Here is a 26,912-nt window from a genome sequence, read left to right as displayed (position 1 = left end):
ACGTTATTTCACACCTTCAACGGGTTGAACTGAATCGAACCCTTCGTTATCGATCGAGGTAAACAGGTAGCTGTCCATGGCCAGTACGCCGTGGGTGATTCCGCCATCCAGAACCATCGTCTGATAGCTGTTACCGGCTGCGCCCAGCGCAATGAACAACGGTAAAAAATGCTCATCGGTTGGATGGGCGCGTTCGGCTGAAGGCGCGTACTGCTTGTAGTCCAACAACTGATCTATGGTTCCCGCCTGCAGGGTCCTGGCGGTCCAGGCTGCGAACTGCTTGACGTAGTCCGCACCGTGGGCTGTTGCGCCACGGAATTCGTATAGGTTATGGGTGAGGCTTCCTGACGCCACGATCAAGACATTCATCTCACGCAGAGGCTTGAGTGCCACGCCAAGTTGCCATGCGCTGCGCGTATCAAGCGTTGCCGGCATGGAGACCTGAACCACCGGTATGTCTGCTTCCGGTGCCAGGTACAGAAGCGGTACCCATGCCCCGTGATCAAGGCCGCGAGCTGGATCCAGCCGGGATTTCCAGCCCGCTGTCTGCAGCAGATCAACAATATGACTCGCTAACTCTGGTGCGCCGGGAGCCGGGTAGGACACCTGATACAGCGCGTCCGGAAAACCGCCAAAGTCGTGAATGGTTTTAGGTGCGGTGCTCGCCGTAACACTGACTTCGCCACGGGTCATCCAGTGCGGCGACAGCACCACGATGGCGTCAGGTTTTGGTAGCTCGCGACCGAGCTCAGCCAGCTTTGGGCCAGCCAGGCCGGGCTCGATTGCGAACGTAGGAGCACCATGAGACACAAACAGCAGGGGGAATGAAGTGTTCATGGTGACGACTCCTGATGGATTAAATGTTGATTACTTGCTCAGCCAGACCGGAGCGACCGAAGTGCCCAGACCTGCGCCGTAACCTAGGTAGATGTTGAAACCTGCCAGGGGCTCCAGGTAGCGAGCGTTGACCAGGCCGCCAGCATCCACCGTGTTCCAGCCCAGGCTGCGAGCCAATGCGATAGCGGTCTGCTTGGCGCGCTCACTGTCACTGGCGACAAACACGCTGCCGGTCTGGTCATTGGCGAACTTCGGACCATCGGCGAGCACTTGAGCGAACAGGGTGTTGAACGCTTTCACCACATTGGCTTGCGGCACAGCCTTGGCGATCTCTTCCGAGGCACTGGTAACGTGGCCGACGGTCAGCGACATGTAGTCGGCGCTCAGCGGGTTAGTGATGTCGATGACCACCTTGCCGGTCAGATCACCCAGGCTTTGCAGCGCTGCGGCAGCATCGTCATAGGCGGTGGCGACCACGATCACATCGCTGTCGCCCAAGGCTTCGGACGCTACGAAAGCGCTGACATTTACGTACTGATCAGCCAGCGCTTGGGCCTTGCTGATGTCGCGGCCGGTGATACGCACGCTGTGCCCTGCGGCAGAAAGCTGTTTCGCAAAGGCTGAACCCATGTTGCCGGTACCAATTACTGTGATTTTCATGATTACCTCTTTCTGAGTTGAGTTGAGTTGCGTTTCGATGAGCTCAGTTTATAGATTGCCTGATAGGGATAAACTGGGCTAAATGTGATGGATAGTTCCACTAGGTGAGACAATAATGGATCGGGCGCTGGAAATGCAGGTGTTCTGCACCGTTGTAGATAAAGGCAGTTTTGTCGGAGCCGCGGAGCCACTCGACATGTCCAAAGCGGCCATATCGCGTTACGTAAGCGGGCTGGAGGAGCGGCTCGGCGCGCGGTTACTGCACCGCACGACTCGCAGGCTGTCATTGACGGATGAGGGGCGTCAGTTCTATCACCAGGCCCGTGAGGTGCTGGCAATGATGGATGAGGCAGAAGAAGCCGTATCGTCCACCTCGCCTGAGGCCAGCGGCGTTCTTCGCGTCAACGCCCCAGTGAGTTTTGGCGTGCTGCACCTGGCGCCGATTTGGGCTGACTTCATGAGCGCCTATCCCAAAGTCGAGTTGGAGATCAGCCTGAGTGATCGTCTAGTGGATTTGGTGGATGAAGGAATTGATGCAGCTGTACGTATCGCACGCATGGAAAATTCTTCGTTGGTGGGGAGACAGCTGGCCAGCACCCGGATGTGTTTGTGTGCATCGCCTGCGTATCTGGCCAGTCATGCACCCATCCGCAAATTGTCAGATGTCGAACAGCATGAGGTGGTTGCCTACAGCAACTTTGCCAGCGGGAATGAATGGCATTTCGAAGGACCACAAGGCATTGAAAGCGTAAACACGCGCTCAGTGGTCAGGTGCAATAACGGGGATACTTGCCGAGCCATTACCTTGGCCGGGGGTGGCATTTCGTTGCAGCCCAGTTTTATGGTGGCGCAGGATCTGCGGCGAGGCGATCTGATTGAAATATTGCCCGAGTACCGCTCCGTCGAATTGGGTATCTACGTGGTCTACCCGACCCGTAAACATTTGCCTGCGAAGGTGAGGGCGCTGATCAACTTTCTGGTGGAACGATTCGCCCATCCGGTATGGGAGCAGTGATTCACGCTGACCAAAAAGCCGGCTGATAAAAAGGGGAAATCAAGCCATCAGCCGGATAAAAGGAGCGCTGTATCAGGATCGTCCGCACTCCCAGAAAATCAGGGCGCGGTCATCCATCGAGTTAGTGTCGTTGCAAAAAGCTGTGCAGGTCCGCGGCAAATTTCTCCGGGTTCTTGAAGGCCAGAAAATGATCGCCTTGCTCAGCCTTGGTGTACACGTGAAGCACCGAGTCCTGGATGACCGAATTCATCCAGCGCTGACTCTCCAGCCAGTCGCTGTACTCGCCGGTGAAGATCGCGGTCGGCACATTGATCTTTGACCGGATCACATCTCGCCAGTCGTTGGTTACGTGATCGAAAAGCACCTGTGAGGTAAATGCCATGTCATCTTTGACCACCTCTTGCACGAGGCTGATGACGTTATGAAAGTGGGGTGAGTCCATCGCCATCGCACGCTCGACAACCCGGCTTCCAGAAACGAGCATGTTGGTGGCGGTGCCCTGCGCATAGGAGGCAATCATCCGCTCGGGTGACGTGGTGAACGCCCCTGCCTCCAGTCGCTCCTGCTCTGTCCAGTCAGCGTGGCAATAAATCGAGGGTGCCTGGTCAATGATGCTCAGTGTACGAATGCCTTGAGTACCGAACAGATCAATGTAGGCCCACATCACCGAAGCGCCCATGGACCAGCCGCAGTAGTTGGCCTGCGACACACCCAGGTGGTCGGCAAATTCCTTCACGTCCATGGCATAGCGGGGAATGCGATGACCAAAGGCTACCCGTTCAGAAAGACCCTGGTTTCTTACGTCCAGCACGTACACACGGTAGTGCGTGCTCAAGAGGTGCATCAGGTGAAAGTACATCGCACCATTGGCCGACCAGCCGGGGATGAAAATCAACGGTTGCCCGTTACCTGCTTCCCAGTAACTCAGGTTGATCGCGTCGCTGGTAGTGAAGCTGCTTATCTTTAGATCAGCGAAGTCAGATGTGCGAAAGGGCTGGCCAATGATCTCGTGGGGGAAGTAAAAATCTTCGGTGAGCAACGTGTTAAGCGGGACAGCTTTTAATGGGTATTTCAAGAAGGAAGCACCTGCAATCTGGAAATGGCGATGGACATGTCATGGCACCTGTCGCGACCTCTGGAAGTCCGGTTGATGATGATCTTCGCCAGCGGTTATCAGGAATGTTGATCGAGAATAGGGCTTGAACAGTATTGGAATAAATACTCAAAATGCGGCGACATTCGAAACGGATCATTGTTAATGGATCGGCTTGGCAGTATGGCGGCGTTCGTCAAAGCAGTTGAGATGGGCTCGTTCAGTGCAGCCGGTGACGCGATGCAGATGTCCGCGCAATTGATCGGCAAGCACGTACATCATCTCGAACAGCATCTGGGCGTGCGGTTGTTGAACAGAACGACCAGGCGGCAAAGCCTCACCGACTTCGGACGCGAGTTTTATGAGCGCTGCAAGACCATCCTTGCAGAGGTTGAAACCGCCGAGAACATGGCGGCCGAAACACAAGCAACGCCTACGGGAAGGCTTCGGGTTAACGCACCGGTCAGTTTCGGAATGCAATCGCTTGCACCAAAACTGCCGGAATTCATGAAAGCCAATCCCATGATCAGTGTCGAGCTGACGCTGGCAAACCGCGCGGTTGACGTTATTGATGAGGGCTTCGACGTGGTGTTCAGGGTCGGTCAGCTTTCCGACAGTGGCCTGGTGGCTCGTCCCCTGGCGCCTTATCAGCTGGTGCTGTGCGCTGCGCCGTCCTATCTGCGGGATAAGCCTGCCATCAAAACTCCATGGGACCTTCAGGATCACGAGTGTCTGGGCTTTACGCACACAGAACTAAGGACCCATTGGACGTTCGACGGGCCGGAAGGCAAGGTGATCGTCCCCATTAACAGCCGATTGATGGCGGATCACGGTGAACCGCTTTTGTGCGCGGCGCTGGCGGGTTTGGGGATATTGCTCCAGCCGGTAGAACTGGTGCGTAAGGCATTGCTGGCGGGCGATCTGGTTCCGCTCCTGCCGACGTATCCCATCCCCTCACGTCCGCTGCATGTCCTTTACGCACCTGACCGTCGGTTGACGCCCAAGCTGCGCAGTTTTCTGGATTTTGCGCTGATGACATTTGGCCCAGATGCAGTGAATCCTCAACTGTTTTGAAACGCTGCGTTTTGAATGCATCTCCAGAATCGGCATTTATCCAGCGGTCTTAACGCTCTACAGTCGTCGATTGCTTCTATACAGGCTGTGGAAGCTCCAATAGGGTGGCTTATGCCCACCCGATCATGATGGAGTGAAGATGAACATTCAGTTGAATACCAAGCGTGCGCTGGTCACCGCCTCGACCGGCGGGATAGGTTTTGCGATTGCCAAAGGACTCGCCCAGACTGGCGCAGAAGTGGTGATCAATGGCCGCAGTGAAGGTTCTGTAAAGGGTGCGGTGGCCAAATTATCCAGCGAAGTTCCGGGTGCGAAAATCACTGGCATTGCCGCTGACCTAAGCTCTGCAAATGGTGTTGAAACGCTGGTGCAAGGCGCTGGGCATATCGACATCCTGGTGAACAATGCCGGGATCTATGGCCCTCAGGACTTCTTTGAAACTGACGACGAGGTCTGGGACAGCTACTGGCAGACCAATGTCATGTCAGGTGTGCGTCTGAGCCGCGCATTGTTGCCTGCAATGGTTGCGAAAAACTGGGGCAGGGTAGTGTTCGTGTCCTCTGAGTCCGCACGCAACATCCCGGCGGACATGATTCACTACGGCGTTTCCAAAACTGCCCAACTGGCATTGGCCCGCGGTCTGGCCAAGCGCGTCGCCGGTAGCGGCGTGACGGTCAACAGTGTCCTGCCGGGACCGACGTTGTCCGACGGCGTTGCAGGCATGTTGCAAAGCGAAGTAGAGCGTACGGGCAAATCCCTCGATGACGTCGCCAGGGCATTTATCACGGAGCATCGTCCCAGCTCGATCATCCAGCGTGCCGCTACCGTCGAAGAAGTCGCGAACATGATCGTGTATGTGTGCTCGACTCAGGCGTCAGCCACCACCGGTGCGGCGCTAAGGGTTGATGGCGGCGTGGTCGATGACATTGTTTGATGCGAACCGGAGCTGTCGACAGATGTTGTAGCCACGGACGCTTTGATCTTCGTTGACGCTGTACTCGTAAACCAGTGTCCCGCCACTGGATCTAGCAGAGCGTTGGGATGCACTGATTGCTGTCGGATATCCGCCAGGCCAATGCCGCCGAGCGCTACCAGCCGAAAGCCTGATGGTTGCTGCTTGTTGCCACGAGCCTCGCCGGTTTCGTGACACCACGCTGTCGCGAAGCAAACATTGGATCTGTAGGCGCGTACGAGCACCGCGAGGCCGCAATGGCGGTGTATCAGACGGTACGCCATCGCGGCCTCGCGGTGCTCGTGCGCTCCTGCAGAAAATCATTCTCTTCTTCGTCCGCCCCGACGGGCCCCTGTTTTTTTGGTGATCAGACCTCTCGGAGGTTAACCCAGCGTTGCTCGCGTGCAGCCAATCGAATCGCCGTAGCCAGTCTCTCCACTTCCAGCGCTTGGCCGAAATCAGTGCCGAGTTGTCCCTTGCCGTCCAAGGCCATGATCAGCTCATGCACCTCCAGCGTTTTCAGCTCGTTGTAGCCCAACTGATGACCCGGCGCAGGACTGAACGCGGCATATCCGGGCAGGTCTGGTCCGGCCAGTAAACGCTGAAAACCTGCCTGGCCCATTTGGCACAGGCGCAGCTCGTTCAAGCGCTCCTGATCGAACGACAGCGTGCCTTTTGTGCCGCTTATTTCAAAACTCAGGTGGTTTTTGTAGCCGTGCTTGAGCCAGCTACTGCTGAAGGTGCCACGCGCGCCGTTGGTGAAACGCAGCAACGCATGGGTCAGATCGTCCACCGCGATTGAGCGCAGTTCCTGGCTTCCGGCCGTGGCAGGGCGTTGGCGGTGCACGGTCTGGAGATCGGCGCATACCGCTTCCACATCGCCGAGCAGATATCGCGCCATGCCCAGCAAATGGCTGCCCAGATCCGCTAGCGCACCTCCCGCGTGTTCAGCCTCACAGCGCCATGACCAGGGCGAGGTCGGGTCGCCCATGAAGTCTTCGCTGAATTCGCCTTGAAAACTGATGATCTCACCGAGCTCGCCGCTAGTGATCAGCTCTCTCGCCAATCCTATGACCGGGTTGTGCTGATAGTTGTAGCCGACACGGGTGACCACGCCTGCATCCCTTGCCGCCTGGTACATGGCAGTTGCCTGTTCAAGACTCACCGCCAGCGGTTTTTCGCAATAGACCGGCTTGCCAGCGGCAATGGCGGCCATGGCCATCGGATAGTGCAGGTGGTTGGGGGTGGTGATGGCGATCAGATTGACCGCAGGATCATTGATCAATTGTTGCCAGTCACCATGGGCGCGTTCAAACCCCCAGGCGGTCGAGCACGATTGCGCACGAACGGGATCAGCATCGGCCAGGGCAGCGAGGTGAAGCGTGAAAGGCAGCTCGAATACCGCACTGACGTTTCGAAAAGCCAAAGCATGAGCACGGCCCATAAATCCTGTGCCGATAAGTCCGATTCCGAGTTTGCGCATGACACACCCTTTTTGATTTTTATTTTCAGAGGGGTATTTATAGAATAAATATTCACTTCCAACAATTAATGGAATAAAAATTTACATCCGGGATGTCAATGAGGCGAATGAGGGCAGTGCTGGCTGCTCTGGTATGGCGCAATGTCTACGTGGGACCGGCTTTAGCCGGGAAGAGGCCCGAGTAGTCACTGAAAACGTGTCATGGTTTTCATATCCTCCCGAAGCCTCGATGCCAGCATCGGTCAGTCTTCAAAACCCGACTGCTCATGCATCTCATCGACCTTCAATTCCAACCGGTACGCCACGGCAATAAACAGCGCCTGACACAAACATAACGTCGCACTCAAAGACCGGAATGCGAACGAACTTCCTTCATTCACCAAGAGCACCGTACTCGCGCGCTTTGCCAGTGGCGACAGATTGCTGTCAGTGATAATCAGCGTCTTCGCCTGATGATGCTGGGCAATGCGCAAGCAATGCTGGGTTTCCTTGCCGTACGGCGTGAAGCTGATGGCGATCACCAGATCATTGGCCCGCACGCTGCGCATTTGCTCGCGATAGCTGCCGCCCAGACCGGAGATCAGATGAATGCGCTTATTAGTGTGCTGCAGGTTGTAGACCAGATAGTCGGCGACAGCGAAGGAGCGCCGCACGCCGACGACGTAAATGTTGTCTGCATTGACCACCAGATCTACCGCCTTGTCGAAGGCCGCATCGTCTAGCTCCATCCCCAGCCGTTCGATACCCGAAAGCGTTGCGTTGACGCATTCTCGTGCCAGGTCGCCGCCACTGGCTTTCTGCGACTTATTGACGATCATGCTGCGGATGCGTTGCTGATAGTTCTGCACCGGCGTGGTTTTGTGGGTGTACGCCTCGCGAAACAGCGCCTGCATTTCACTGAACCCACTGAACCCGAAGCGCTGGGAAAAGCGCACGATGGCTGAAGGGTGCACTTCGCATTCGCCAGCAATGTCGCTGATGCGGTCGACCATGATCCGGTCGCTCTGCTGGCTCATGTAGCTGGCGATGCGTTTGAGCTGGCGCGGCAGACTTTCGTACTCATCGGTGATCATTTGCAACAGGCGTTCGGCATTGATCGGGGGGCTGGCGAGAACGTCTTCCGAAGTCGTCTCTGGCGTGGCCGGCTGATCGGAGCGGGGCATGGGCAATCCTTCTGCTTGTTATTCTGGTGCGCTGATGGGTGGCGCAAGTCTACAGGGTAGGCGCAAAAAAATACCTTGGCACCACGTCGACCCTGACTGACTGAAACGATGCACGTCGGCTACAGGAGTATACGCCGGACCATTGGAATATAAATTCCATATAAAATAATTATGGAATAAATATTGATTGGGGCTTCTGAACGTTTTAGTCTGCTTGCACCAAGAGCGTTTGCCGTCGCGATGGCGGTGCAACGCAGGCTTATAAAAATAACAGGAGCCAGCATGGGCCAGACTCGTTTTGCCAATGGGCGTCAGTTGGATTTGATTTGCCTCGGACGCCTGGGCGTCGATCTCTATGCACAGCAAATCGGTGCGAGACTTGAGGACGTATCCAGCTTTGCCAAGTATCTCGGCGGCTCTTCCGCCAACATCGCATTCGGCACAGCCAGGCTGGGTTTGAAGTCGGCAATGTTGAGCCGGGTAGGGGACGACCACATGGGGCGCTTCCTCCTGGAATCCCTGGCTCGCGAAGGCTGTGACGTCAGTGGCATCAAAGTTGATCCCGAACGCCTCACCGCCTTGGTACTGCTGGGCCTGAAGGACCGCGAAACCTTCCCCCTGGTGTTCTACAGGGAAAACTGCGCCGACATGGCGTTGCGTGCTGAAGATATCAGCGAAGCCTTCGTTGCTTCCAGCAAAGCACTGCTGATTACCGGTACGCATTTCTCTACCGATGGCGTTTACAAGGCCAGCGTCCAGGCTCTGGACTACGCTGCCCGGCACAACGTCCGGCGTGTGCTGGACATCGACTATCGTCCCGTGCTGTGGGGATTAGCGGGCAAGGCGGATGGAGAAACCCGTTTTGTCGCCGACCAGACGGTCAGTCAGCATGTGCAGAAGATCCTGCCGCGCTTCGACCTGATCGTTGGCACTGAAGAAGAATTTCTGATTGCCGGTGGCAGTGAGGATTTGCTGACGGCTTTGCGTACCGTACGCGAGATTACTTCGGCGACCCTGGTGGTCAAGCTCGGCCCGCAAGGCTGTACAGTGATTCATGGTGCGATCCCGATACGCTTAGAGGACGGTGAAGTCTACCCTGGCGTGCGGGTTGAAGTGCTTAATGTGCTAGGCGCGGGCGATGCCTTTATGTCGGGCTTCCTCAGTGGCTGGTTAAACGATGCCAGCGACGAGCGTTGCTGCCAGCTGGCCAATGCCTGCGGTGGTCTTGTCGTTTCACGTCATGCCTGCGCGCCTGCCATGCCGACGCCCGCTGAGCTGGACTATCTTTTCAGCAGCCCGGTTCCAATTACTCGCCCCGATCAGGACCCGATCCTGCAACGCCTGCACCGGGTCACAGTGCCACGCAAGTCCTGGAAACAACTGTTCGTGTTTGCCTTCGACCATCGCTGGCAGTTCGTGGACCTGGCGCAGAAAGCTGGCCAGGAACCGGCGCGCATCAACGCTATCAAGCAGCTGTTTATCCAGGCGGTGGAGCGGGTCGAGGAAAAATTGCACACGCAGGGTGTAGAGGCTGATGTGGGTCTGCTTGCCGACCAGCGTTTCGGCCAGGATGCGCTCAATGCTGCCACTGGCCGTGGATGGTGGATCGCCCGTCCGGTGGAGATTCAGAACTCGCGTCCGTTGGGCTTTGAGCACGGGCGCTCGATTGGCAGCAACCTGATCGCCTGGCCTCAGGAGCAGATCATCAAGTGTCTGGTGCAGTTTCATCCCGATGACGAACCTGTGTTGCGTCTGGAACAGGAGGCGCAACTCAAAGCGGTGTATGAGGCTTCTCTGATCAGCGGTCACGAATTGCTGCTGGAAGTCATTCCGCCCAAGGATCATCCGTCCACCTATCCCGACGTGCTCTATCGCAGCGTCAAGCGCCTTTACAATCTGGGCATCTACCCGGCCTGGTGGAAGATTGAGGCACAGTCAGCCCAGGACTGGAGAAAGCTCGACGAACTGATTCAGGAGCGTGATGCGTATTGCCGCGGCGTTGTACTGCTGGGCCTTAATGCGTCGATCGAATCCCTTGCCGATGGCTTCAGGCAAGCCAGTCAGAGCACAACCTGCCGTGGTTTTGCTGTGGGCCGCACGATTTTTCAAGAGCCGAGCCGGGCGTGGATGGCGGGTGACATTGATGATGAAACCCTGATCCAGCAGGTGCAGGCCACGTTCGAGCAGTTGGTCAATGCCTGGCGCAGCGCGCGAGCCTGAGGCGGAATAAAGCAGCTCTCATTGCTTTCTAAAACAATAAAAGGTGCAGCCATGCCCGCAATCCGAATTGGCATCAATCCGATCTCCTGGAGCAACGACGACCTGCCGGCCTTAGGCGGTGAAACGCCTTTGAGCACTGCCCTTGAAGAAGGCAAGGACATCGGCTATGAAGGCTTCGAACTCAACGGCAAATTTCCCAAAGACGCCAAGGGCGTTGGCGATGTGCTGCGGCCCTACGGTCTGGCCCTGGTCTCCGGCTGGTACTCCAGCCGCCTGGCGCGGCGATCAGTAGCCGAAGAGATCGATGCCATTGCCGGTCACCTCGAACTGCTGAAGCAAAATGCCGCTTCAGTGCTGGTCTATGGCGAAGTCGCCGACTCTATCCAGGGTTCACCCACACGCCTCATCGAACGACCACGCTTCCATAGCGAGCAGGCCTGGCAGGATTACGCCGACAAACTCACCGAACTGGCGGGCTTCACCTTGTCGCAAGGTGTGCATCTTGCCTACCACCACCATATGGGCGCGTACGTCGAATCCCCTGAAGACATCGACCAGCTCATGAGCCGGACGGGTCCTGAAGTGGGCCTGCTGTTTGACTCAGGCCATTGCTACATGGGCGGCGGCGAGCCCATCGAAGTGCTGCGCAAACACATCGACCGTGTCTGTCACGTCCATTTCAAAGACGTGCGCAAGCCGGTGGTGCAGTTGGCTCGTAACCAGATGTGGAGCTTTCCCGACTGCATCGTCAACGGCACCTTCACGGTGCCCGGCGATGGCGATATCGACTTTGCGTCGTTGCTGGACGTACTGCTCGCTGCGAACTACAAGGGCTGGCTAGTGGTGGAGGCCGAGCAGGACCCGGCCGTGGCGCCCAGCTATATCTACGCCAAAAAGGGTTATGACACTTTGCGTGCACTTCTCAACGAGAGGGTTGGACAATGAGTCTTTTGGTCAAAAGCAATAAACATGGACAAACCATGGTCTCCCTGGAAGACGGTCGCCTGGAGTATGTAGGCTTCGCCGCTTACCACCTGAGTCTGGGCGAGACCCTGCCGGTCAGTGCTGGCGACAAGGAGCTTTGCCTGGTGCTGCTCTGCGGTCGCGTAAACATCGAGGGTGAAGCCTTCAACTGGCAAAATCTGGGGGATCGCCAATCGGTCTTTGACGACAAGTCACCGTTTGCCGCTTACCTTCCGCCGGGCACCAACGCTCAGGTGACTGCTTTGAGCGACGTGCAGATCGCCGTTTGCGCTGCACCGGGTGCGCAGGGCTATGAGCCGCGTCTGATTCGCCCCGAAGCCTGCAAGCGCAGCGTGCGCGGTAAAGGTGCCAACACTCGCTATGTGTGCGACATCCTGCCGGACAGCGAGCCAGCACATTCATTACTGGTCGTAGAGGTGCGCACGCCGTCCGGACATTCGTCGAGTTACCCACCACACAAACACGACACTGATGACCTGCCTCATCAGAGCTTTCTTGAAGAAACCTACTACCACCAGATCAATCCGCCACAAGGCTTTGTGTTCCAGCGCGTTTACACCGATGACCGCAGTCTCGACGAGGCCATGGCCGTGGAAAACAGCGATCTGGTGGTGGTGCCAAAGGGTTATCACCCGGTGAGCGTGCCGTATGGCTACGAGTCTTATTACCTGAATGTGATGGCCGGTCCCAAACGCGCCTGGCATTTCCATAATGACCCACAGCATAGCTGGCTGCTCGACCTTTAACCTTTTCGACGGAGAACAAGAACAATGAGTAGCACCCCGATAATTGGCCACTACATCAACGGACAGGTGCAGGACCGCGAAAGCGAGCGTTTTAGCAAGGTATTCAACCCGGCCACGGGCGAAGTACAGGCGCGTGTAGGCCTGGCCAGTCAGAAGACCGTCGATGCTGCCGTCGCTTCGGCCCTCAAGGCGTTTCCGGAATGGTCGGAGCAATCATCCCTGCGTCGTTCGCGGGTGCTTTTCAAGTTCAAGGAACTGCTTGAGCAGCACCATGACGAGTTGGCCGAGATTATCTGCCGCGAACACGGCAAAGTTTTTTCCGACGCCAAGGGTGAAGTGACTCGCGGCATCGAGATTGTCGAGTATGCCTGCGGTGCGCCCAACCTGCTGACCACACGTTTCAGCGACAACATCGGCGGGGGCATTGATAACTGGAGCGTGCGTCAGCCACTGGGTGTATGCGCCGGCATCACGCCGTTCAACTTCCCGGTCATGGTGCCGTTGTGGATGATCCCGATGGCCCTGGCCACCGGTAACTGTTTCATCCTCAAACCGTCCGAGCGTGATCCATCCGCCAGTTTGCTGATGGCGCGCCTGCTGACCGAAGCCGGTCTTCCCGAGGGCGTATTCAACGTGGTGCAAGGCGATAAAAGCGCGGTCGACGGTTTGCTGCAGCATCCGGACGTCGAGGCGATTTCCTTTGTTGGCTCTACGCCGATTGCCGAGTACATCTACCAGCAGGCGACGCAACGCGGCAAGCGCGTGCAGGCCTTGGGCGGTGCTAAGAATCATATGATCGTGATGCCCGACGCTGATCTCGATCAGGCAGCAGACGCGTTGATTGGCGCAGCCTACGGCTCGGCTGGTGAGCGCTGCATGGCGATCTCGATTGCCGTTGCGGTTGGCGACGTCGGTGACAAGTTGATCGACAAATTGCTGCCGCGCATCGACCGGCTGAAGGTCGGCAACGGCATGAACAACGACAGCGATATGGGGCCGTTGGTCACCGGGGAGCACAAGGCCAGAGTCGAGGGTTTTATAGAACAGGGCGTGGCACAAGGCGCCAGACTGCTTGTCGACGGGCGTGGCTTCAAGGTACCGGGTGCGGAGGGCGGGTTCTTCGTCGGGGCGACGCTGTTCGATAACGTCACCCCGGAAATGAGCATCTATCAACAAGAAATCTTCGGACCGGTGCTGGGCATTGTGCGTGTGGCGGATTTCGCCAGCGCTGTGGCCTTGATCAACGCCCATGAATTCGGGAATGGCGTGTCTTGCTTCACCAGCGATGGCGGCATTGCCCGAGCCTTCGCCCGCAGCATCAAGGTGGGCATGGTCGGCATCAACGTGCCGATCCCGGTGCCCATGGCCTGGCATTCCTTCGGCGGCTGGAAACGCTCGTTGTTTGGTGATCATCATGCCTATGGGGAAGAGGGCATTCGCTTCTACAGCCGTTACAAAAGCGTGATGCAACGCTGGCCCGACAGTATTGCCAAGGGCCCCGAGTTCAGCATGCCGACGGCCAAATGACCATTCCCGGTTGAGCACAACCAACAACTAGTGGAGCACAACAATAATGCAAACGCCTCTACATATTGCCCTTGACCGAAGGGGCGCTCTCAAGCGTTCCCCGGTGGACATTCAGCAGGCATCGGTTGCCTGCTTCGCCCTCCAGAAAAATCGATAGGGCGCGCGACATGACTACAACGCGACTGACCATGGCTCAGGCCCTGGTGAAGTTTCTGGATAACCAATACATCGAAGTCGATGGTGTGCAGAGCAAGTTTGTCGCCGGAGTCTTCACGATTTTCGGCCACGGCAACGTGCTAGGCCTTGGTCAGGCCCTTGAGCAGGACAGCGGCGATCTGGTGGTGCATCAGGGGCGCAATGAGCAGGGCATGGCCCATGCCGCCATCGGGTTTGCCAAACAACACCTGCGGCGCAAGATCTACGCATGCACCTCGTCGGTAGGTCCGGGCGCGGCCAATATGCTGACCGCTGCCGCGACTGCCACGGCCAATCGTATTCCGCTGCTGCTATTGCCCGGCGATGTGTATGCCAGTCGACAACCCGACCCGGTGTTGCAGCAGATCGAGCAGTTTCATGACCTGAGCATCAGCACCAACGACGCTTTCCGATCCGTGAGCAAATATTGGGACCGCATCAACCGCCCCGAGCAATTGATGACGGCTGCAATCCACGCCATGCGTGTGCTGACCGATCCGGCGGAAACCGGCACTGTCACCCTGGCCCTGCCGCAGGACGTACAGGCCGAAGCCTGGGACTATCCGGATTACTTCCTGCAAAAACGCATACATCGTCTGGATCGTCGACCACCGACTGAAGCTATGAAAGCGGATGCCCTGGCCGCCTTCCACGGTAAACGTAAGCCGCTGATCATCTGTGGTGGTGGGGTCAAGTACTCGGGTGCGAATGCTGCACTTCAGGCGTTTGTAGAGCGTTTCGACATTCCGTTTGCCGAAACCCAGGCTGGCAAAAGTGCAGTGCTTTCCAGCCACCCGCTGAATCTCGGCGGTATCGGTGAAACGGGATGTCTGGCGGCCAACCAGCTGGCGCCGCAGGCTGACCTGATCATCGGCATCGGCACGCGTTATACCGACTTCACCACGTCGTCGAAGTCACTGTTCAAACACCCTGAGGTGCAGTTTCTCAATATCAATATCAATCCTTGCGACGCGTTGAAACTGGACGGCGTGCAAGTGCTGTCCGACGCGCACCTCGGGCTGGAGGCATTGGCTGATGTATTGGGCGATTACCGTTCCGGCTGGGGTGAGCAGATTAGTACTGCCAAGGCGCAGTTGGAGGCAGAAGTGGACCGGGTTTATGAGGTTCGCTACCAGGGCGACGACTTCGTCCCCGAGGTTGATGACCGTCTTGATCGTGCGGTATTGCGTGAGTTCATCGAGTTGACTGGCTCGTGCCTGACCCAGAGCCAGGTGCTTGGTGTGTTGAATGAAGTGTTGGCCGACGACGCGATCATCGTCGCTGCGGCCGGCAGCCTGCCGGGTGACCTGCAGCGTGCGTGGCGCAGCAAGGGCGTCAACACTTACCACGTCGAGTATGGCTATTCGTGCATGGGCTATGAGATCAACGCCGCCCTTGGCGTGAAACTCGCCGAACCCACCAAAGAGGTCTACGCCCTGGTCGGTGACGGCTCTTACATGATGCTGCATTCAGAACTCGTCACCTCGATTCAGGAACGGCGCAAGATCAACGTTGTGCTACTCGACAACATGGCGTTCGGGTGCATCAACAACCTACAGATCGGCAATGGCATGGACAGTTTTGGCACCGAATTCCGCTACCGCGACCCTGAGAGCGGCAAACTCGATGGCGGTCTGGTGCCGGTGGATTTCGCCATGAGCGCGCAGGCCTATGGCTGCAAGACCTACAAGGTCAGCACCGTCGAGCAACTGAAGGACGCTCTGGCCGATGCGCGTACGCAAACCATCTCGACCCTGATTGATATCAAGGTGCTGCCCAAGACCATGATCCATGGCTACCTGTCGTGGTGGCGGGTCGGTGTGGCTCAGGTGTCCACCAGCGAGCGCACGAATGCTGCAGCGAAGAAGGTCAATGAACAGCTGGCGAAGGCGCGGCAGTATTAACGACAGAAGTCTCTGCGGTGTCGCGCAGCAAACGATAGCGGGTGTATCAAACAGGACGCTATCGCTGCCGCGCGGTGCTCGTGAGCTTCTACAGAAATGAATTCCAAATCAGGTAACTTTTTTTTGTTTTACGGGAGTGTGCGTATGTCATTGAAGCTAGGAGTGATCGGGACCGGCGCCATTGGCCGTGACCATATTCGTCGTTGCAGCCAGACCCTGCTCAACAGCCATGTAGTGGCGGTTACCGACATAGACCTCGACCAGGCAGCCAGGGTGATTGCCGACCTCAAGCTGGACGCCGAGGTGTACCCCGACGGACATGCGCTGATCAATTCGCCACAGGTCGATGCCGTGCTGGTGACGTCATGGGGTCCGAGTCACGAAGAGTTCGTACTCGCCGCCATCGCCGTTGGCAAACCGGTATTCTGCGAAAAACCTCTGGCGGTCACCGCTGCTGGCTGCCGCACTATCGTTGATGCTGAAGTGGCTTACGGCAAGCGTTTGGTACAAGTCGGTTTCATGCGCCCGTACGACGAAGGTTATCGCGCGTTGAAAGCAGTGATCGACAGCGGCCAGATCGGCGAGCCATTGATGCTGCACTGCGCGCACCGCAACCCGACAGTGGGCGAGCACTACAGGACCGACATGGCGATCACCGACACGCTGATCCACGAGCTGGATGTGTTGCGGTGGCTGCTCAACGATGACTACGTGTCGGTACAAGTGGTATTCCCGCGCAAATCCAATAAAGCCCTGGCGCACCTGCGTGACCCGCAGATCGTGCTGCTGGAAACCGCCAGGGGCACGCGTATTGATGTAGAGGTGTTCGTCAACTGCCAGTATGGCTACGACATTCAGTGCGAAGTGGTGGGGGAGACCGGTATCGCCAAACTGCCTGAACCGTCCCAGGTGCAATTACGCAGTGGCGCAAAGCTTTCCAATGCAATTCTGATGGACTGGAAGGATCGATTCATTGGTGCCTATGACGTGGAATTGCAGGCTTTTATCGATGGCGTGCGCGCAGGGCAAGTGGGTGGACCTTCTGCATGGGACGGGTTTGCGGCAGCGGTGGCGGCAGATGCGTGTATTGAAGCGCAAGGCAGCGAGCAGATTGTGAAGGTCAGCTTGCCGGAACGTCCGCGCTTCTACGGCTGATCTCATCGAGGAGATCTCGTCAGAATGTGCACGCAGGTAGTCTGCGCCTGCTATTGATCGGGTTTTTGCCTCGATGCATGCCGAGCCCGGGAGAGAAATTTAAACAAAAAATGGAATTAAATTCTAAAACATATTGATATAGAAATTATTTTCCAATAAAGTCTTCTTCAGGTTGCATAAAGTACGTCCCGAACCCGATTTGGGCGACTCAACAAAAACAAGATCAAACAACCAGGTACCGTCAGATGAAAGTCTTCAGCGTTGTACTGCGAGTCAATGCCCTGCCTGCCAGCCCCGCGTTCTGCCACGCGCCCGGCCATCCTGCTTCTCCTTTCCCAATATGCTGCGTGTTGAACACAGTGGTTCCCGGCTTTGCTGCATCCAAGTGAACCGGTGATTCCACTGCTGACTTCGCACGAGCCGCTCTGATCAACGCAACGTCTTAAAAACAAAAATACTGGAGACAGACCGTTCATGAAGACCCCGATCCGTTTTACCGCGCTGGCCATGTCCATGTTGCTCGCCAGCGGCTTTGCCACGGCTGCCGATCTTAAGATCGGCGTGAGCATGTCGCAGTTCGACGACACCTATCTGACCAACGTCCGTGAACATATGGACAAGCAAGCCAAGGCTTACCCCAAGGGCGATGGCGTGCAACTGCAATTCGAAGACGCACGCGCCGATGTCGTCAAGCAACTGAGTCAGGTCGAGAATTTCATTAGCCAGAAAGTCGATGCGATGATCGTCAACCCGGTTGATACGGCGTCCACGGCGCGGATCAGTAAGGCGGCAATCGAGGCGGGTATCCCGCTGGTGTATGTCAACCGCCGTCCAGATCAGGCCGACCTGCCCAAAGGGGTTGCGGCTGTGACATCCAATGACGAAGAGGCGGGCAGGCTGCAAATGCAGTACATCGCCGACAAGCTCGGCGGCAAGGGCAAGATCGTGATTCTATTGGGGGATCTGGCGAACAACTCCACCACCAACCGCACCAAGGGGGTGAAGGAGATTCTGGCCAAATACCCGGATATCAAGATTGAACAGGAACAAAGTGGCGTCTGGCTGCGCGACAAGGGCATGACGCTGGTCAACGACTGGCTGACCCAAGGGCGTGAGTTTGATGCGGTGCTTGCCAATAACGATGAAATGGCCATTGGTGCAGCCATGGCACTCAAGTCGGCCGGTACCAAGCCAGGTAGCGTGTTGATTGCGGGTGTGGACGGCACCCCTGATGGACTGAACGCGATCTCCAAAGGCGAGATGACTGTGTCGGTGTTTCAGGATGCCAAAGGCCAGGGAGTCGGTTCTCTTGAGGCGGCTCGCCGGATGGCGAAGAAAGAGACGATCGAACAGAACATCGTCATCCCGTTCAAGTTGATCACTCCGGATAACGTGAAAGACTTCAAATAGCGCTGACATAAAAACAAAACAATAAGCTGACAGTGCGGCTTCGGCCGCCTCGCAGATGGAGTACCGCTTTATGTTCGCTCAAGCGACTGTCTCGCAGCCTCCCGCCATCCAGCCCCGGCTGCCGGAAGAGCCTTACCTGCTGGAAATCGTCAATATCAGCAAAGGTTTCCCCGGCGTTGTCGCTCTGGACGATGTGCAACTGCGCGTACGGCCGGGCTCGGTGCTGGCGCTGATGGGCGAGAACGGTGCAGGCAAGTCGACGCTGATGAAAATCATCGCCGGCATCTACCAGCCTGACGCCGGTGAAATTCGCCTGCGCGGCAAACCGATAGTGTTTGAAACACCGCTGGCGGCCCAGAAGGCCGGGATCGCCATGATCCACCAGGAACTCAACCTGATGCCCCACATGAGCATCGCCGAGAATATCTGGATCGGCCGCGAACAGCTCAACAGCCTGCACATGGTCAACCACCGTGAAATGCACCGCTGTACCGCCCAACTGCTGGCCCGCCTGCGTATCAATCTTGACCCTGAGGAGCATGTGGGCAACCTGAGCATCGCTGAAAGGCAAATGGTTGAGATTGCCAAGGCCGTATCTTATGACTCCGACATCCTGATCATGGATGAACCCACCTCGGCCATTACCGAGAAGGAAGTGGCCCACCTGTTTTCGATCATTGCCGACCTCAAGTCTCAGGGCAAAGGCATCATCTACATCACCCATAAAATGAACGAAGTGTTCGCTATTGCTGATGAGGTGGCGGTATTTCGCGATGGTCGTTACATCGGCCTGCAGCGCGCCGACAGCATGAACAGCGACAGCCTTATTTCGATGATGGTGGGCCGTGAACTGAGCCAGTTGTTTCCGGTGCGCGAGAAGCCCATCGGCGATTTGCTCTTGTCGGTACGAGACCTGCGCCTGGACGGCGTGTTCAAGGACGTATCCTTTGACTTGCACGCTGGCGAAATTATGGGCATTGCCGGACTCATGGGCTCGGGTCGGACCAACGTGGCGGAAACCATTTTTGGCATTACCCCCGCCAGTGGTGGCGAGATACTTCTCGACGGCCAGGCGGTGCGCATTACCGATCCGCATATGGCGATCGACAAAGGCTTTGCCCTGCTGACCGAGGATCGCAAGCTGAGTGGCCTTTTCCCATGTCTGTCGGTGCTGGAAAACATGGAGATGGCCGTGCTGCCGCATTATTCCGGCCACGGTTTCATTCAGCAAAAAGCCCTGCGCGCATTGTGCGAGGACATGTGCAAGAAACTGCGGGTGAAAACCCCCTCCCTTGAACAGTGCATCGACACGCTGTCCGGTGGCAACCAGCAGAAAGCCTTGCTGGCGCGCTGGCTGATGACCAACCCGCGCTTGCTCATCCTTGACGAACCCACCCGTGGCATCGACGTTGGCGCCAAGGCCGAGATCTATCGCCTGATCTCTTTCCTCGCCAGTGAAGGCATGGCAGTGATCATGATTTCTTCAGAGTTGCCGGAGGTGTTGGGCATGAGTGATCGGGTGATGGTGATGCATGAGGGCGACCTGATGGGCACGCTGGATCGGGCTGAAGCGACCCAGGAAAAAGTCATGCAACTGGCCTCCGGAATGACGGCGCTCCACTGATCCGCAGAATAAGCAGAACAAAAAAGGTGACGGGCTATGAACGCAATAACGGAAAACAAATCGGCAACAGTGCCCACCAAAAATCGTCGACGTATGCCTACCGAACTCAGCATCTTCCTGGTGTTGATCGGCATTGGCCTGGTATTTGAACTATTCGGCTGGATCGTGCGCGATCAAAGCTTTCTGATGAACTCCCAGCGTCTGGTGTTGATGATCCTGCAGGTATCGATTATCGGCCTGCTGGCAATCGGCGTGACTCAGGTGATTATCACCACGGGCATCGACCTGTCCTCGGGATCAGTGCTGGCGTTGTCTGCGATGATTGCTGCCAGCCTGGCACAAACCTCCGACTTCTCCCGAGCGGTGTTTCCCAGCCTGACGGATTTACCGGTATGGATCCCGGTGGCTGTTGGGCTTGGAGTGGGGCTACTGGCGGGCGCAATCAATGGCAGCATCATTGCTGTCACGGGTATCCCGCCGTTTATTGCGACCCTGGGGATGATGGTTTCGGCCCGTGGCCTGGCACGTTATTACACCGAAGGCCAGCCAGTGAGCATGCTTTCGGATTCGTACACTGCCATTGGTCATGGTGCGATGCCGGTGATTATTTTTCTGGTAGTGGCGGTGATTTTCCATATCGCTTTGCGCTACACCAAATACGGCAAGTACACCTACGCCATTGGCGGCAACATGCAGGCCGCGCGCACGTCGGGGATCAACGTCAAGCGCCATCTGATCATCGTCTACAGCATCGCCGGTTTGCTCGCAGGGCTGGCCGGTGTGGTGGCTTCGGCACGCGCTGCTACCGGTCAGGCGGGCATGGGCATGTCCTATGAGCTGGATGCGATTGCTGCGGCAGTGATTGGCGGCACCAGTCTGGCGGGTGGAGTCGGGCGCATCACCGGCACGGTCATCGGTGCGCTGATCCTTGGCGTAATGGCCAGCGGGTTTACCTTTGTCGGTGTGGATGCCTACATCCAGGACATCATCAAGGGATTGATCATCGTGATTGCGGTGGTAATCGACCAGTACCGCAACAAGCGCAAACTCAAGCGCTGAAATCCTAAGCGTCGCCGGTCTTGAGTGAACGCTCTGATTGACTCAGACAGTTGCCGGATGAAGTTTTATATCGCTCAATGTGGATCGAGTGCCTCAACATGAGCTGCCAGCATTCCCAACTGTTCAGTCAGTCGCGCTGGCAGCTTTTTTGGTTACACGAACTGAAGAACCTCGTTGACCGCTTTACGCGGCTTTTGCGGCCAGTTGGTTTCTCCCGGATAACCCACGGTCACCAGCATCACAGGGATTTCGACAGCTGAAAGATTGAAGGCCTGCGCAACGGCAGCTTGGTCGAAGCCGATCATCGGGGTCGAATCAAGACCCTGGCCTTTGGCGGCAAGCATCAGCGTCATGGCGGCGAGCGAGCCAGATCGGATGGCTTCGTCGCGCTGCAACTTCGGGTTTTCAGCGTACATTCCCTGAGCCGCACCTACCCACATGTCGTAAACGGCTTTGTCGATGACCCCGGCATCCATTGACGGTTTCAGAGACGCAGAGATCGTTTCGTGCGGATTCAAGGTGCCGCAGACGATGAACGTCACGGCTGAATCCATCACTTTCTGTTGGCCGTAGGCCAAGGGCAGCAATCGTACTTTTGCCTCTTCGCTGCGCACGGCGATGAATCGCCAGTTTTGAAGGTTGAACGCAGAAGGCGCGTGGGTGGCGAGATCAATCAGATCGGCGATCTCCTGGTCTGACAGTCTGCGCTCGGTGTCGTAGTTGTTGGCGGAAATTCGGGTCTTGATAACGTCAGCGATGGCGGACATGGTGCTCTCTGTGCAGTGAAGGGGGCGAGTTGGCGCAGCCCGTTTTTCAGTCGGCGAGTCTGCGCGGATCAGATGAGTTAGCGGCTGAAGCCGTCGAACGGTGTCATGTACACAGCACCAAACGGATCCAGACGTTTACGAATCTCGGCATCAGGGGTGCCATACACCACCAGGCTGGTGATGGTGCACAGTTCGAGGAAGCGTTTGCCGAATGGAGCAAAGGTGGTGTCCACATGGCTGACCACGGATTCGACGTTATAGCGCTCAAGAATATGCGCAACGCTTTGATCTTCGTTGACGCTGTATTCGTAAACCATTGTCCCCGGTTCAAGCCTGGTCGCCGGAACGATTTGCGCGATCAGCGCTTTGAACTCAGGAAAGTCGCCGGGTTTGATTGCCAGGGAGAACAGGCAGGAAATATATGGATGCATACGAGGGGCTCTTCCATCGGCGGCGTCAGATGACACCCGGGGAGGATGCATCGCTGGCCAAGCCGATGCATTCGGTGAAAAGGCTCAGGATTTAGCGGGGGCTTCACCGAACAGCTTGCCTGAGCCCGCCCAGTCCGATGGCGCTACGTCCTCGAAAATAACGTAGATGTATTCGGCAGGGGTGCCGGTGTTTTTAACGATACTTTCAGTGATTTCGGCAGCAACGGTGGCTTTCTGAGCGTGCTCTTTACCTTCGAACCAGCTAACGCGTACTACGGGCATGATGTGTTCCTCTTGGGATAAAAACTCGGTCTGAAGTGATCAGCCCGCGACATTCAGTAATCCTAGAGTAGAGGCGTCTGGCGATAAACAGCCTGAAACTATAAAGTGGGTAGCATTTATATCTACAGTCGAAGGTGCTCATGATCCCCCCCGATTCGTTTCAAGGCGTTCTCACCTTCGTCATGGCGGCGCGTTCGAGTAGCTTCACCGAGGCAGCGGGGCGATTGGGTATTTCCAAATCGGCTGTCGGCAAGTCTATTGCCCGCCTTGAAGAACGCTTGGGAGTGCAGCTGTTTCACCGCTCTACTCGCCGAATTTCTCTGACGGCTGATGGCGATGCGTACTTCATCGCATGCTCCACTGCGCTTGAAGAAATCGGGGCAGCGGAGAGCGGCTTGGGAGCGGGGACTCGGGAGCCCTCTGGCCGGTTGCGAGTGGATATACCCGTCGCATTTGGCCGTCGGGTAGTGGCGCCTTTGTTATTTGAAATCGCCAGAAAGTATCCAGCGTTGCAGTTGAACATGACCTTTTCTGATCACCTGGTCGATCCGATCGAGGAGGGCATCGACCTGCTGGTGCGTTTTGGCGAACTCAAGGATACAAGCGGCCTGGTCGCTCGCAAGCTGGCGCGACAACGTTGGGCTATCTGCGCTGCGCCGGATTATCTGGAGCGTTTCGGCGTACCTGACACCCTGGAAGATCTCAATCGTCATCATTGCATCGTAGGCCATCGACGGGGCCAGCCACTGTCATGGCGAGTCAGGGAGGGAGAACAAACCGTGCGCTATGCGCCACCCTCTACTCATCAGATAGGCGACGGTGAGGCCATGATCCTTGCAGCGGTCGCGGGTATTGGCCTCTGCCAGATGCCGCGTTGCCTTTTCAAGGACGATATGGAAGCGGGCAGGCTGGTAGAGGTGTTGGGCGGCTATGAGCCGGAGCCAGTGGAAGTCCATGCCGTCTGGCCGAAGGTGTCACATCTGCGGCCCAAGGTGAGGTACGTGGTCGATGAGTTGGTCAAGCTGTGCGAGCATTGGCAGTAATGGGTCGATGCCGCTATCGACCCGATACCACCGCTCGCAAGTCATTGCCACAGCCAGCCTGTCTTCGGGCCTATTCCACGGCCTCGACTACGCCCTGATCCTCCCCGAGAAACCCGCCGCTCTGGTGATGCCATAGCCGCGCATAGGTGCCATTCTTTGCAAGCAACTCGGCGTGGGTGCCTTGCTCAATGATACGGCCGTCGTCCATGACGATCAGCCTGTCCATGGCAGCAATAGTGGACAGGCGATGAGCGATGGCAATCACGGTCTTGCCCTGCATCATTTCATCAAGGCTCTCCTGGATGGCCACTTCGACTTCCGAGTCCAGCGCGCTGGTGGCCTCGTCGAGTAGCAGGATCGGGGCGTTCTTGAGCATGACCCGGGCAATTGCCACGCGTTGACGCTGGCCGCCCGACAGCTTGATGCCGCGCTCGCCTACCAGGGTGTCATAGCCGGAATGGCCTTGCTTGTCACTCAACTGGCTGATGAAGCCATCGGCCTGGGCATTGGCTGCGGCGGTACGGACCTGCTCGTCGGTTGCATCGGGCCGACCATAGGCGATGTTGTCGCGAATGGACCGGTGCAGCAGGGACGTATCCTGCGTGACCATGCCGATGGCGCTGCGCAGGCTGTCCTGGGTGACGTGCGCGATGTTTTGTCCGTCGATGCTGATCGTGCCGTTGTCCACGTCATAGAAGCGCAGCAGCAGATTGATCAGCGTGGATTTGCCAGCACCGGAACGACCCACCAGACCGATTTTTTCACCGGGGCGGATGTTCAGGGTCAGGCCTTCAAGCACCTGACGTTCGCCGTTGTAATTGAAACTCACGTTGTCGAAGGTGACTGCGCCGCCCTTTGTCTCCAGTGTCGCCGCGTTCGGCGCATCCTTGACCTTGGGGCCGCGGGTCAAGGTGGCCATGCCGTCCTGTACGGTGCCGATGTTCTCGAACAACGACGTCATTTGCCACATGATCCAGTGCGACATGCCATTGATGCGCAACGCCATGGCGGTAATCGCCGCCACAGCACCCGTGCCGACCTGACCCTGATGCCACAGCCACAGGGCATAACCACCGGCACCCATGATCAACGCCACCACCAATGCCTGGTTGACGATCTCGAACTGGCTGACCAGACGCATCTGATGCAGACCAGTAACCTTGAAGTCCTCCATTGCTGCACGCGCGAAATGCGCCTCACGTTTGGAATGGGAGAACAGCTTCACCGTGGTGATGTTGGTATAGGCATCCGAGATACGCCCGGTCATGGATGACCGGGCATTGGCCTGCTCCTGGCCGACCTTGCCCAGACGAGGCACGAAGTACCGCATGGCCAGACCGAACAACGCGATCCAGGCAATGAAAGGCAGCATCAGCCTCAGGTCGAAGTTACCGGCCAATGCGATGATCGCAATGAAGTAAACCCCGATCCCGGGTGCGATCTCGATAAGGGTGAACAGCACCTCACGCACGGACAGCGCCGTTTGCATTACCTTGGTGGTGACCCGTCCGGAGAACTCATCGGAGAAGAAAGAAAGGCTCTGCCGCAACATCAGCCGATGGAAATCCCAGCGCAGCCTCAAGGGCAAATTGATCGCCAGGACCTGGTGCTGCACCATTGTGCGCAACGCCACCAGCCCGATGCTGGTCACCAAGATGATGCCAATGCTCCACAGCACGCGGCTTTCCTGAGCGGCCGCGTCGCCCCCGGCCTGCCAGGTCGACAGCATGTCCACAACCTGCCCGAGGAATGAAAACAGCCACGCTTCGTAAATCGAGACACCTGCGCTGAGTAGTGCAAACGCGAGGATATAGCCGCGGGCGCCCCGCGTGCAGGCCCACAGAAAACGCGCCAGTCCCTCGGGCGGCGGCGGTACTTCATCGGGTGGAAACGGGTCGAGCCATTGTTCAAACGCGCGAAGCATGGTGATCTCCAAAACGATCCAGTGCGAAGATTCTGGCACTTAAAGGCGGCTTTAACGATTTTTGATTAGGTGGGAAGTGACTTGTTCAGAACTTTTTCCATGATGATCGTCCGCTCTGCGCCGTGAAATTCGTCCCTGAGTTTCTGGAAACCCAGCAACAGATAAAACCCTTCAGCGGTGATCGAAGAGGGCACGCGCAACAGGCTAACGCCGTTCTGCGTAGCTACCGTCTCCAGAGTCGACATGAGCCGATGCCCTAGACCTTTCCCTTGATGGGCCGGGTCAACGAACACGCTCCGCACGATGTCCTGGTCAAGACTTGCGGTTGCAACGACATGATCATCAAGGCTCGCGACATACACCTGGCGGCAGGTCAGAAAATGCAGAATCGCCGAGGGTGAAAAGCTTTGCTGCACTTGCTCGATGATATCTGGCGAATAATCCCGAGCATTGGATTTGCGCAGTGCTGCCACGATAATCCTGCTGATGGCGGGGGCGTCCGTATTTATTGCGTTTCGAATGACACAGTCCATTGGGTACTCGTATGTCCGTTAGAAGCTTTTAATACTGGCTTTGATTCCGGCTCGTTCAGCCAGCTCAGTCAGATCGCCCTCAGGCCCACTCATGCTTGGTCAGTCTTTTGAATTCTGACAAGGCGTCCAGAAACTGGTCCCTGGGGAATGACACTCTCTGATTCATCTCATTCCAGTGTACGGCCGTGATCACACCGGAAATGGTGTCGACGGCTCGACCAAAACGCTCCCAAATGACGGTGTCACTCCGTATCACTTGCTCAACCACCGCAACCGTGCAGCTCAGGTCCATGTCATCCGCACAGATCAACAGCGGCACGATCGTCGAACAGTCTTCCATGACAGGTTCGAGAATCCTCCACGCGTAGTTCGAGTCATCATCATCAATCAACCAGCCTTGCGCAGGAACCAGTCCGTTGGTTTCGTCGTCGCCCTCACCGTCGTAAACGACGCCTTTGATCCAGTTCGCAAGTGGAATGGAGTCAATGGTGAGTACCGGGTGTGGAGCGCTCGTGTGTTTCGATTGGTACATCGTGGCGCTGATGATATTCATGCTGGTCTCAAGGATTGAACTGACCATAGCGTATCGGGAAGTCATTTAAGGTTTCATATAAGCCTATCAAAAACTGGCGATTTACGTGGTGTGTCCGACTCCGGTCGCCCGAAAACAGGCTGTCGACATCTGCGCTTATGACCTGCCAGAGTATCAATCGCACGCCACATTCCTTACAGAAGGTATATTTTTGATCCGCCCAGCTGAAGCAAAAGATGAGCCTGCCATAAGACACTGCGCTGAACAGGCCTACGCCCGCTATGTATCTGCAATAGGTC

At 56.9% G+C, this 26,912-nt stretch carries 24 protein-coding genes; 13 read left to right on the top strand and 11 right to left on the bottom strand.

What is annotated here, in order from left to right:
- Positions 1-3: 3 nt before the first annotated feature.
- Together CKW31_RS17670 and CKW31_RS17665 are read right to left on the bottom strand one after the other, a co-directional pair.
- The gene (locus CKW31_RS17670) at positions 4-837 is read right to left on the bottom strand and encodes a class III extradiol ring-cleavage dioxygenase (RefSeq protein WP_095097771.1); all 834 of its coding nucleotides are present in this window, start codon (positions 835-837) and stop codon (positions 4-6) included.
- Positions 838-867: 30 nt separating this feature from the next.
- Positions 868-1,497 (bottom strand): NADPH-dependent F420 reductase, encoded by a 630-nt coding sequence (locus CKW31_RS17665; RefSeq protein ID WP_095097768.1) that lies wholly within the window; start codon positions 1,495-1,497, stop codon positions 868-870.
- A gap of 115 nt (positions 1,498-1,612) precedes the next feature.
- Here CKW31_RS17665 and CKW31_RS17660 point away from each other — a divergent pair, with 115 nt between their 5' ends.
- Positions 1,613-2,512, top strand: a complete 900-nt coding sequence (locus CKW31_RS17660) for a LysR family transcriptional regulator (RefSeq protein ID WP_095097765.1) — start codon at positions 1,613-1,615, stop codon at positions 2,510-2,512.
- Positions 2,513-2,633: 121 nt separating this feature from the next.
- On the opposite strand, the gene CKW31_RS17655 is transcribed toward CKW31_RS17660, so the two are convergent.
- The gene (locus CKW31_RS17655) at positions 2,634-3,587 is read right to left on the bottom strand and encodes an alpha/beta fold hydrolase (protein WP_095097762.1); all 954 of its coding nucleotides are present in this window, start codon (positions 3,585-3,587) and stop codon (positions 2,634-2,636) included.
- A gap of 183 nt (positions 3,588-3,770) precedes the next feature.
- Here CKW31_RS17655 and CKW31_RS17650 point away from each other — a divergent pair, with 183 nt between their 5' ends.
- Together CKW31_RS17650 and CKW31_RS17645 are read left to right on the top strand one after the other, a co-directional pair.
- Positions 3,771-4,679, top strand: coding sequence for a LysR family transcriptional regulator (locus CKW31_RS17650; protein ID WP_095097759.1), 909 nt, complete (start codon positions 3,771-3,773; stop codon positions 4,677-4,679).
- A gap of 139 nt (positions 4,680-4,818) precedes the next feature.
- Positions 4,819-5,613 (top strand): SDR family NAD(P)-dependent oxidoreductase, encoded by a 795-nt coding sequence (locus CKW31_RS17645; protein WP_095097756.1) that lies wholly within the window; start codon positions 4,819-4,821, stop codon positions 5,611-5,613.
- A gap of 385 nt (positions 5,614-5,998) precedes the next feature.
- Here CKW31_RS17645 and CKW31_RS17640 read toward each other — a convergent pair whose 3' ends face one another.
- Positions 5,999-7,114, bottom strand: coding sequence for a Gfo/Idh/MocA family protein (locus CKW31_RS17640; protein ID WP_095097753.1), 1,116 nt, complete (start codon positions 7,112-7,114; stop codon positions 5,999-6,001).
- A gap of 242 nt (positions 7,115-7,356) precedes the next feature.
- Positions 7,357-8,277, bottom strand: a complete 921-nt coding sequence (locus CKW31_RS17635; protein WP_095097750.1) for a MurR/RpiR family transcriptional regulator — start codon at positions 8,275-8,277, stop codon at positions 7,357-7,359.
- A 282-nt stretch (positions 8,278-8,559) separates the two neighbouring features.
- Here CKW31_RS17635 and iolC point away from each other — a divergent pair, with 282 nt between their 5' ends.
- The 9 genes from iolC to CKW31_RS17590 all read left to right on the top strand — a co-directional run bounded on the left by iolC (position 8,560) and on the right by CKW31_RS17590 (position 21,101).
- Complete coding sequence (gene iolC, locus CKW31_RS17630) at positions 8,560-10,497, top strand: 5-dehydro-2-deoxygluconokinase (RefSeq protein ID WP_095097747.1); 1,938 nt, start codon at positions 8,560-8,562, stop codon at positions 10,495-10,497.
- Between the two features lie 51 nt (positions 10,498-10,548).
- Positions 10,549-11,442, top strand: coding sequence for a myo-inosose-2 dehydratase (gene iolE, locus CKW31_RS17625; protein WP_095097745.1), 894 nt, complete (start codon positions 10,549-10,551; stop codon positions 11,440-11,442).
- Positions 11,439-12,227 carry a 5-deoxy-glucuronate isomerase gene (iolB, locus tag CKW31_RS17620; RefSeq protein ID WP_095097742.1) on the top strand — a complete coding sequence of 263 codons (789 nt, stop codon included), beginning with the start codon at positions 11,439-11,441 and terminating at the stop codon, positions 12,225-12,227. The genes iolE and iolB overlap by 4 nt, the downstream gene beginning before the upstream one ends.
- Positions 12,228-12,251: 24 nt before the next feature.
- Positions 12,252-13,754 (top strand): CoA-acylating methylmalonate-semialdehyde dehydrogenase, encoded by a 1,503-nt coding sequence (locus CKW31_RS17615; RefSeq protein WP_095097739.1) that lies wholly within the window; start codon positions 12,252-12,254, stop codon positions 13,752-13,754.
- Positions 13,755-13,921: 167 nt separating this feature from the next.
- On the top strand, positions 13,922-15,853 hold the full coding sequence (gene iolD / locus CKW31_RS17610) for a 3D-(3,5/4)-trihydroxycyclohexane-1,2-dione acylhydrolase (decyclizing) (RefSeq protein WP_095097736.1): 1,932 nt from the start codon (positions 13,922-13,924) through the stop codon (positions 15,851-15,853).
- A 144-nt stretch (positions 15,854-15,997) separates the two neighbouring features.
- Positions 15,998-17,008, top strand: coding sequence for a Gfo/Idh/MocA family protein (locus tag CKW31_RS17605; RefSeq protein ID WP_095097733.1), 1,011 nt, complete (start codon positions 15,998-16,000; stop codon positions 17,006-17,008).
- Positions 17,009-17,482: 474 nt separating this feature from the next.
- Entirely contained in the window at positions 17,483-18,418 is a 936-nt protein-coding gene (locus CKW31_RS17600) for a sugar ABC transporter substrate-binding protein (RefSeq protein ID WP_095097730.1), read from the top strand.
- Between the two features lie 70 nt (positions 18,419-18,488).
- Positions 18,489-20,042: a sugar ABC transporter ATP-binding protein gene (locus CKW31_RS17595; RefSeq protein WP_095097727.1), complete on the top strand. Its 1,554-nt coding sequence runs from the start codon at positions 18,489-18,491 to the stop codon at positions 20,040-20,042.
- 36 nt (positions 20,043-20,078) lie between these two features.
- On the top strand, positions 20,079-21,101 hold the full coding sequence (locus tag CKW31_RS17590) for an ABC transporter permease (protein WP_095097724.1): 1,023 nt from the start codon (positions 20,079-20,081) through the stop codon (positions 21,099-21,101).
- Between the two features lie 152 nt (positions 21,102-21,253).
- Here the strand turns inward: CKW31_RS17590 and CKW31_RS17585 are convergent, their stop codons facing one another.
- The 3 genes from CKW31_RS17585 to CKW31_RS17575 all read right to left on the bottom strand — a co-directional run bounded on the left by CKW31_RS17585 (position 21,254) and on the right by CKW31_RS17575 (position 22,581).
- Entirely contained in the window at positions 21,254-21,868 is a 615-nt protein-coding gene (locus CKW31_RS17585) for a nitroreductase family protein (protein WP_095097721.1), read from the bottom strand.
- Between the two features lie 77 nt (positions 21,869-21,945).
- Positions 21,946-22,299, bottom strand: coding sequence for a putative quinol monooxygenase (locus CKW31_RS17580; protein WP_095097718.1), 354 nt, complete (start codon positions 22,297-22,299; stop codon positions 21,946-21,948).
- Between the two features lie 84 nt (positions 22,300-22,383).
- On the bottom strand, positions 22,384-22,581 hold the full coding sequence (locus CKW31_RS17575; protein WP_095097715.1) for a 4-oxalocrotonate tautomerase family protein: 198 nt from the start codon (positions 22,579-22,581) through the stop codon (positions 22,384-22,386).
- A 140-nt stretch (positions 22,582-22,721) separates the two neighbouring features.
- On the opposite strand from CKW31_RS17575, the gene CKW31_RS17570 reads away from it, so the two are divergent.
- Positions 22,722-23,624 carry a LysR family transcriptional regulator gene (locus CKW31_RS17570; RefSeq protein ID WP_095097712.1) on the top strand — a complete coding sequence of 301 codons (903 nt, stop codon included), beginning with the start codon at positions 22,722-22,724 and terminating at the stop codon, positions 23,622-23,624.
- A gap of 70 nt (positions 23,625-23,694) precedes the next feature.
- Here the strand turns inward: CKW31_RS17570 and CKW31_RS17565 are convergent, their stop codons facing one another.
- The 3 genes from CKW31_RS17565 to CKW31_RS17555 all read right to left on the bottom strand — a co-directional run bounded on the left by CKW31_RS17565 (position 23,695) and on the right by CKW31_RS17555 (position 26,634).
- The gene (locus tag CKW31_RS17565) at positions 23,695-25,548 is read right to left on the bottom strand and encodes an ABC transporter ATP-binding protein (protein WP_095097709.1); all 1,854 of its coding nucleotides are present in this window, start codon (positions 25,546-25,548) and stop codon (positions 23,695-23,697) included.
- Between the two features lie 65 nt (positions 25,549-25,613).
- The gene (locus tag CKW31_RS17560) at positions 25,614-26,081 is read right to left on the bottom strand and encodes a GNAT family N-acetyltransferase (protein ID WP_095097706.1); all 468 of its coding nucleotides are present in this window, start codon (positions 26,079-26,081) and stop codon (positions 25,614-25,616) included.
- A gap of 79 nt (positions 26,082-26,160) precedes the next feature.
- Positions 26,161-26,634 (bottom strand): hypothetical protein, encoded by a 474-nt coding sequence (locus CKW31_RS17555; protein ID WP_176469909.1) that lies wholly within the window; start codon positions 26,632-26,634, stop codon positions 26,161-26,163.
- Positions 26,635-26,912: the final 278 nt, after the last annotated feature.

Origin of the sequence: Pseudomonas sp. Irchel 3A5 (assembly GCF_900187575.1) — a bacterium.
In the GTDB taxonomy this organism is placed as follows: domain Bacteria; phylum Pseudomonadota; class Gammaproteobacteria; order Pseudomonadales; family Pseudomonadaceae; genus Aquipseudomonas; species Aquipseudomonas folii.
The sequence above is the reverse complement of the archived record's forward strand: the minus strand, read 5'-3'. Positions and strand labels throughout refer to the sequence as shown.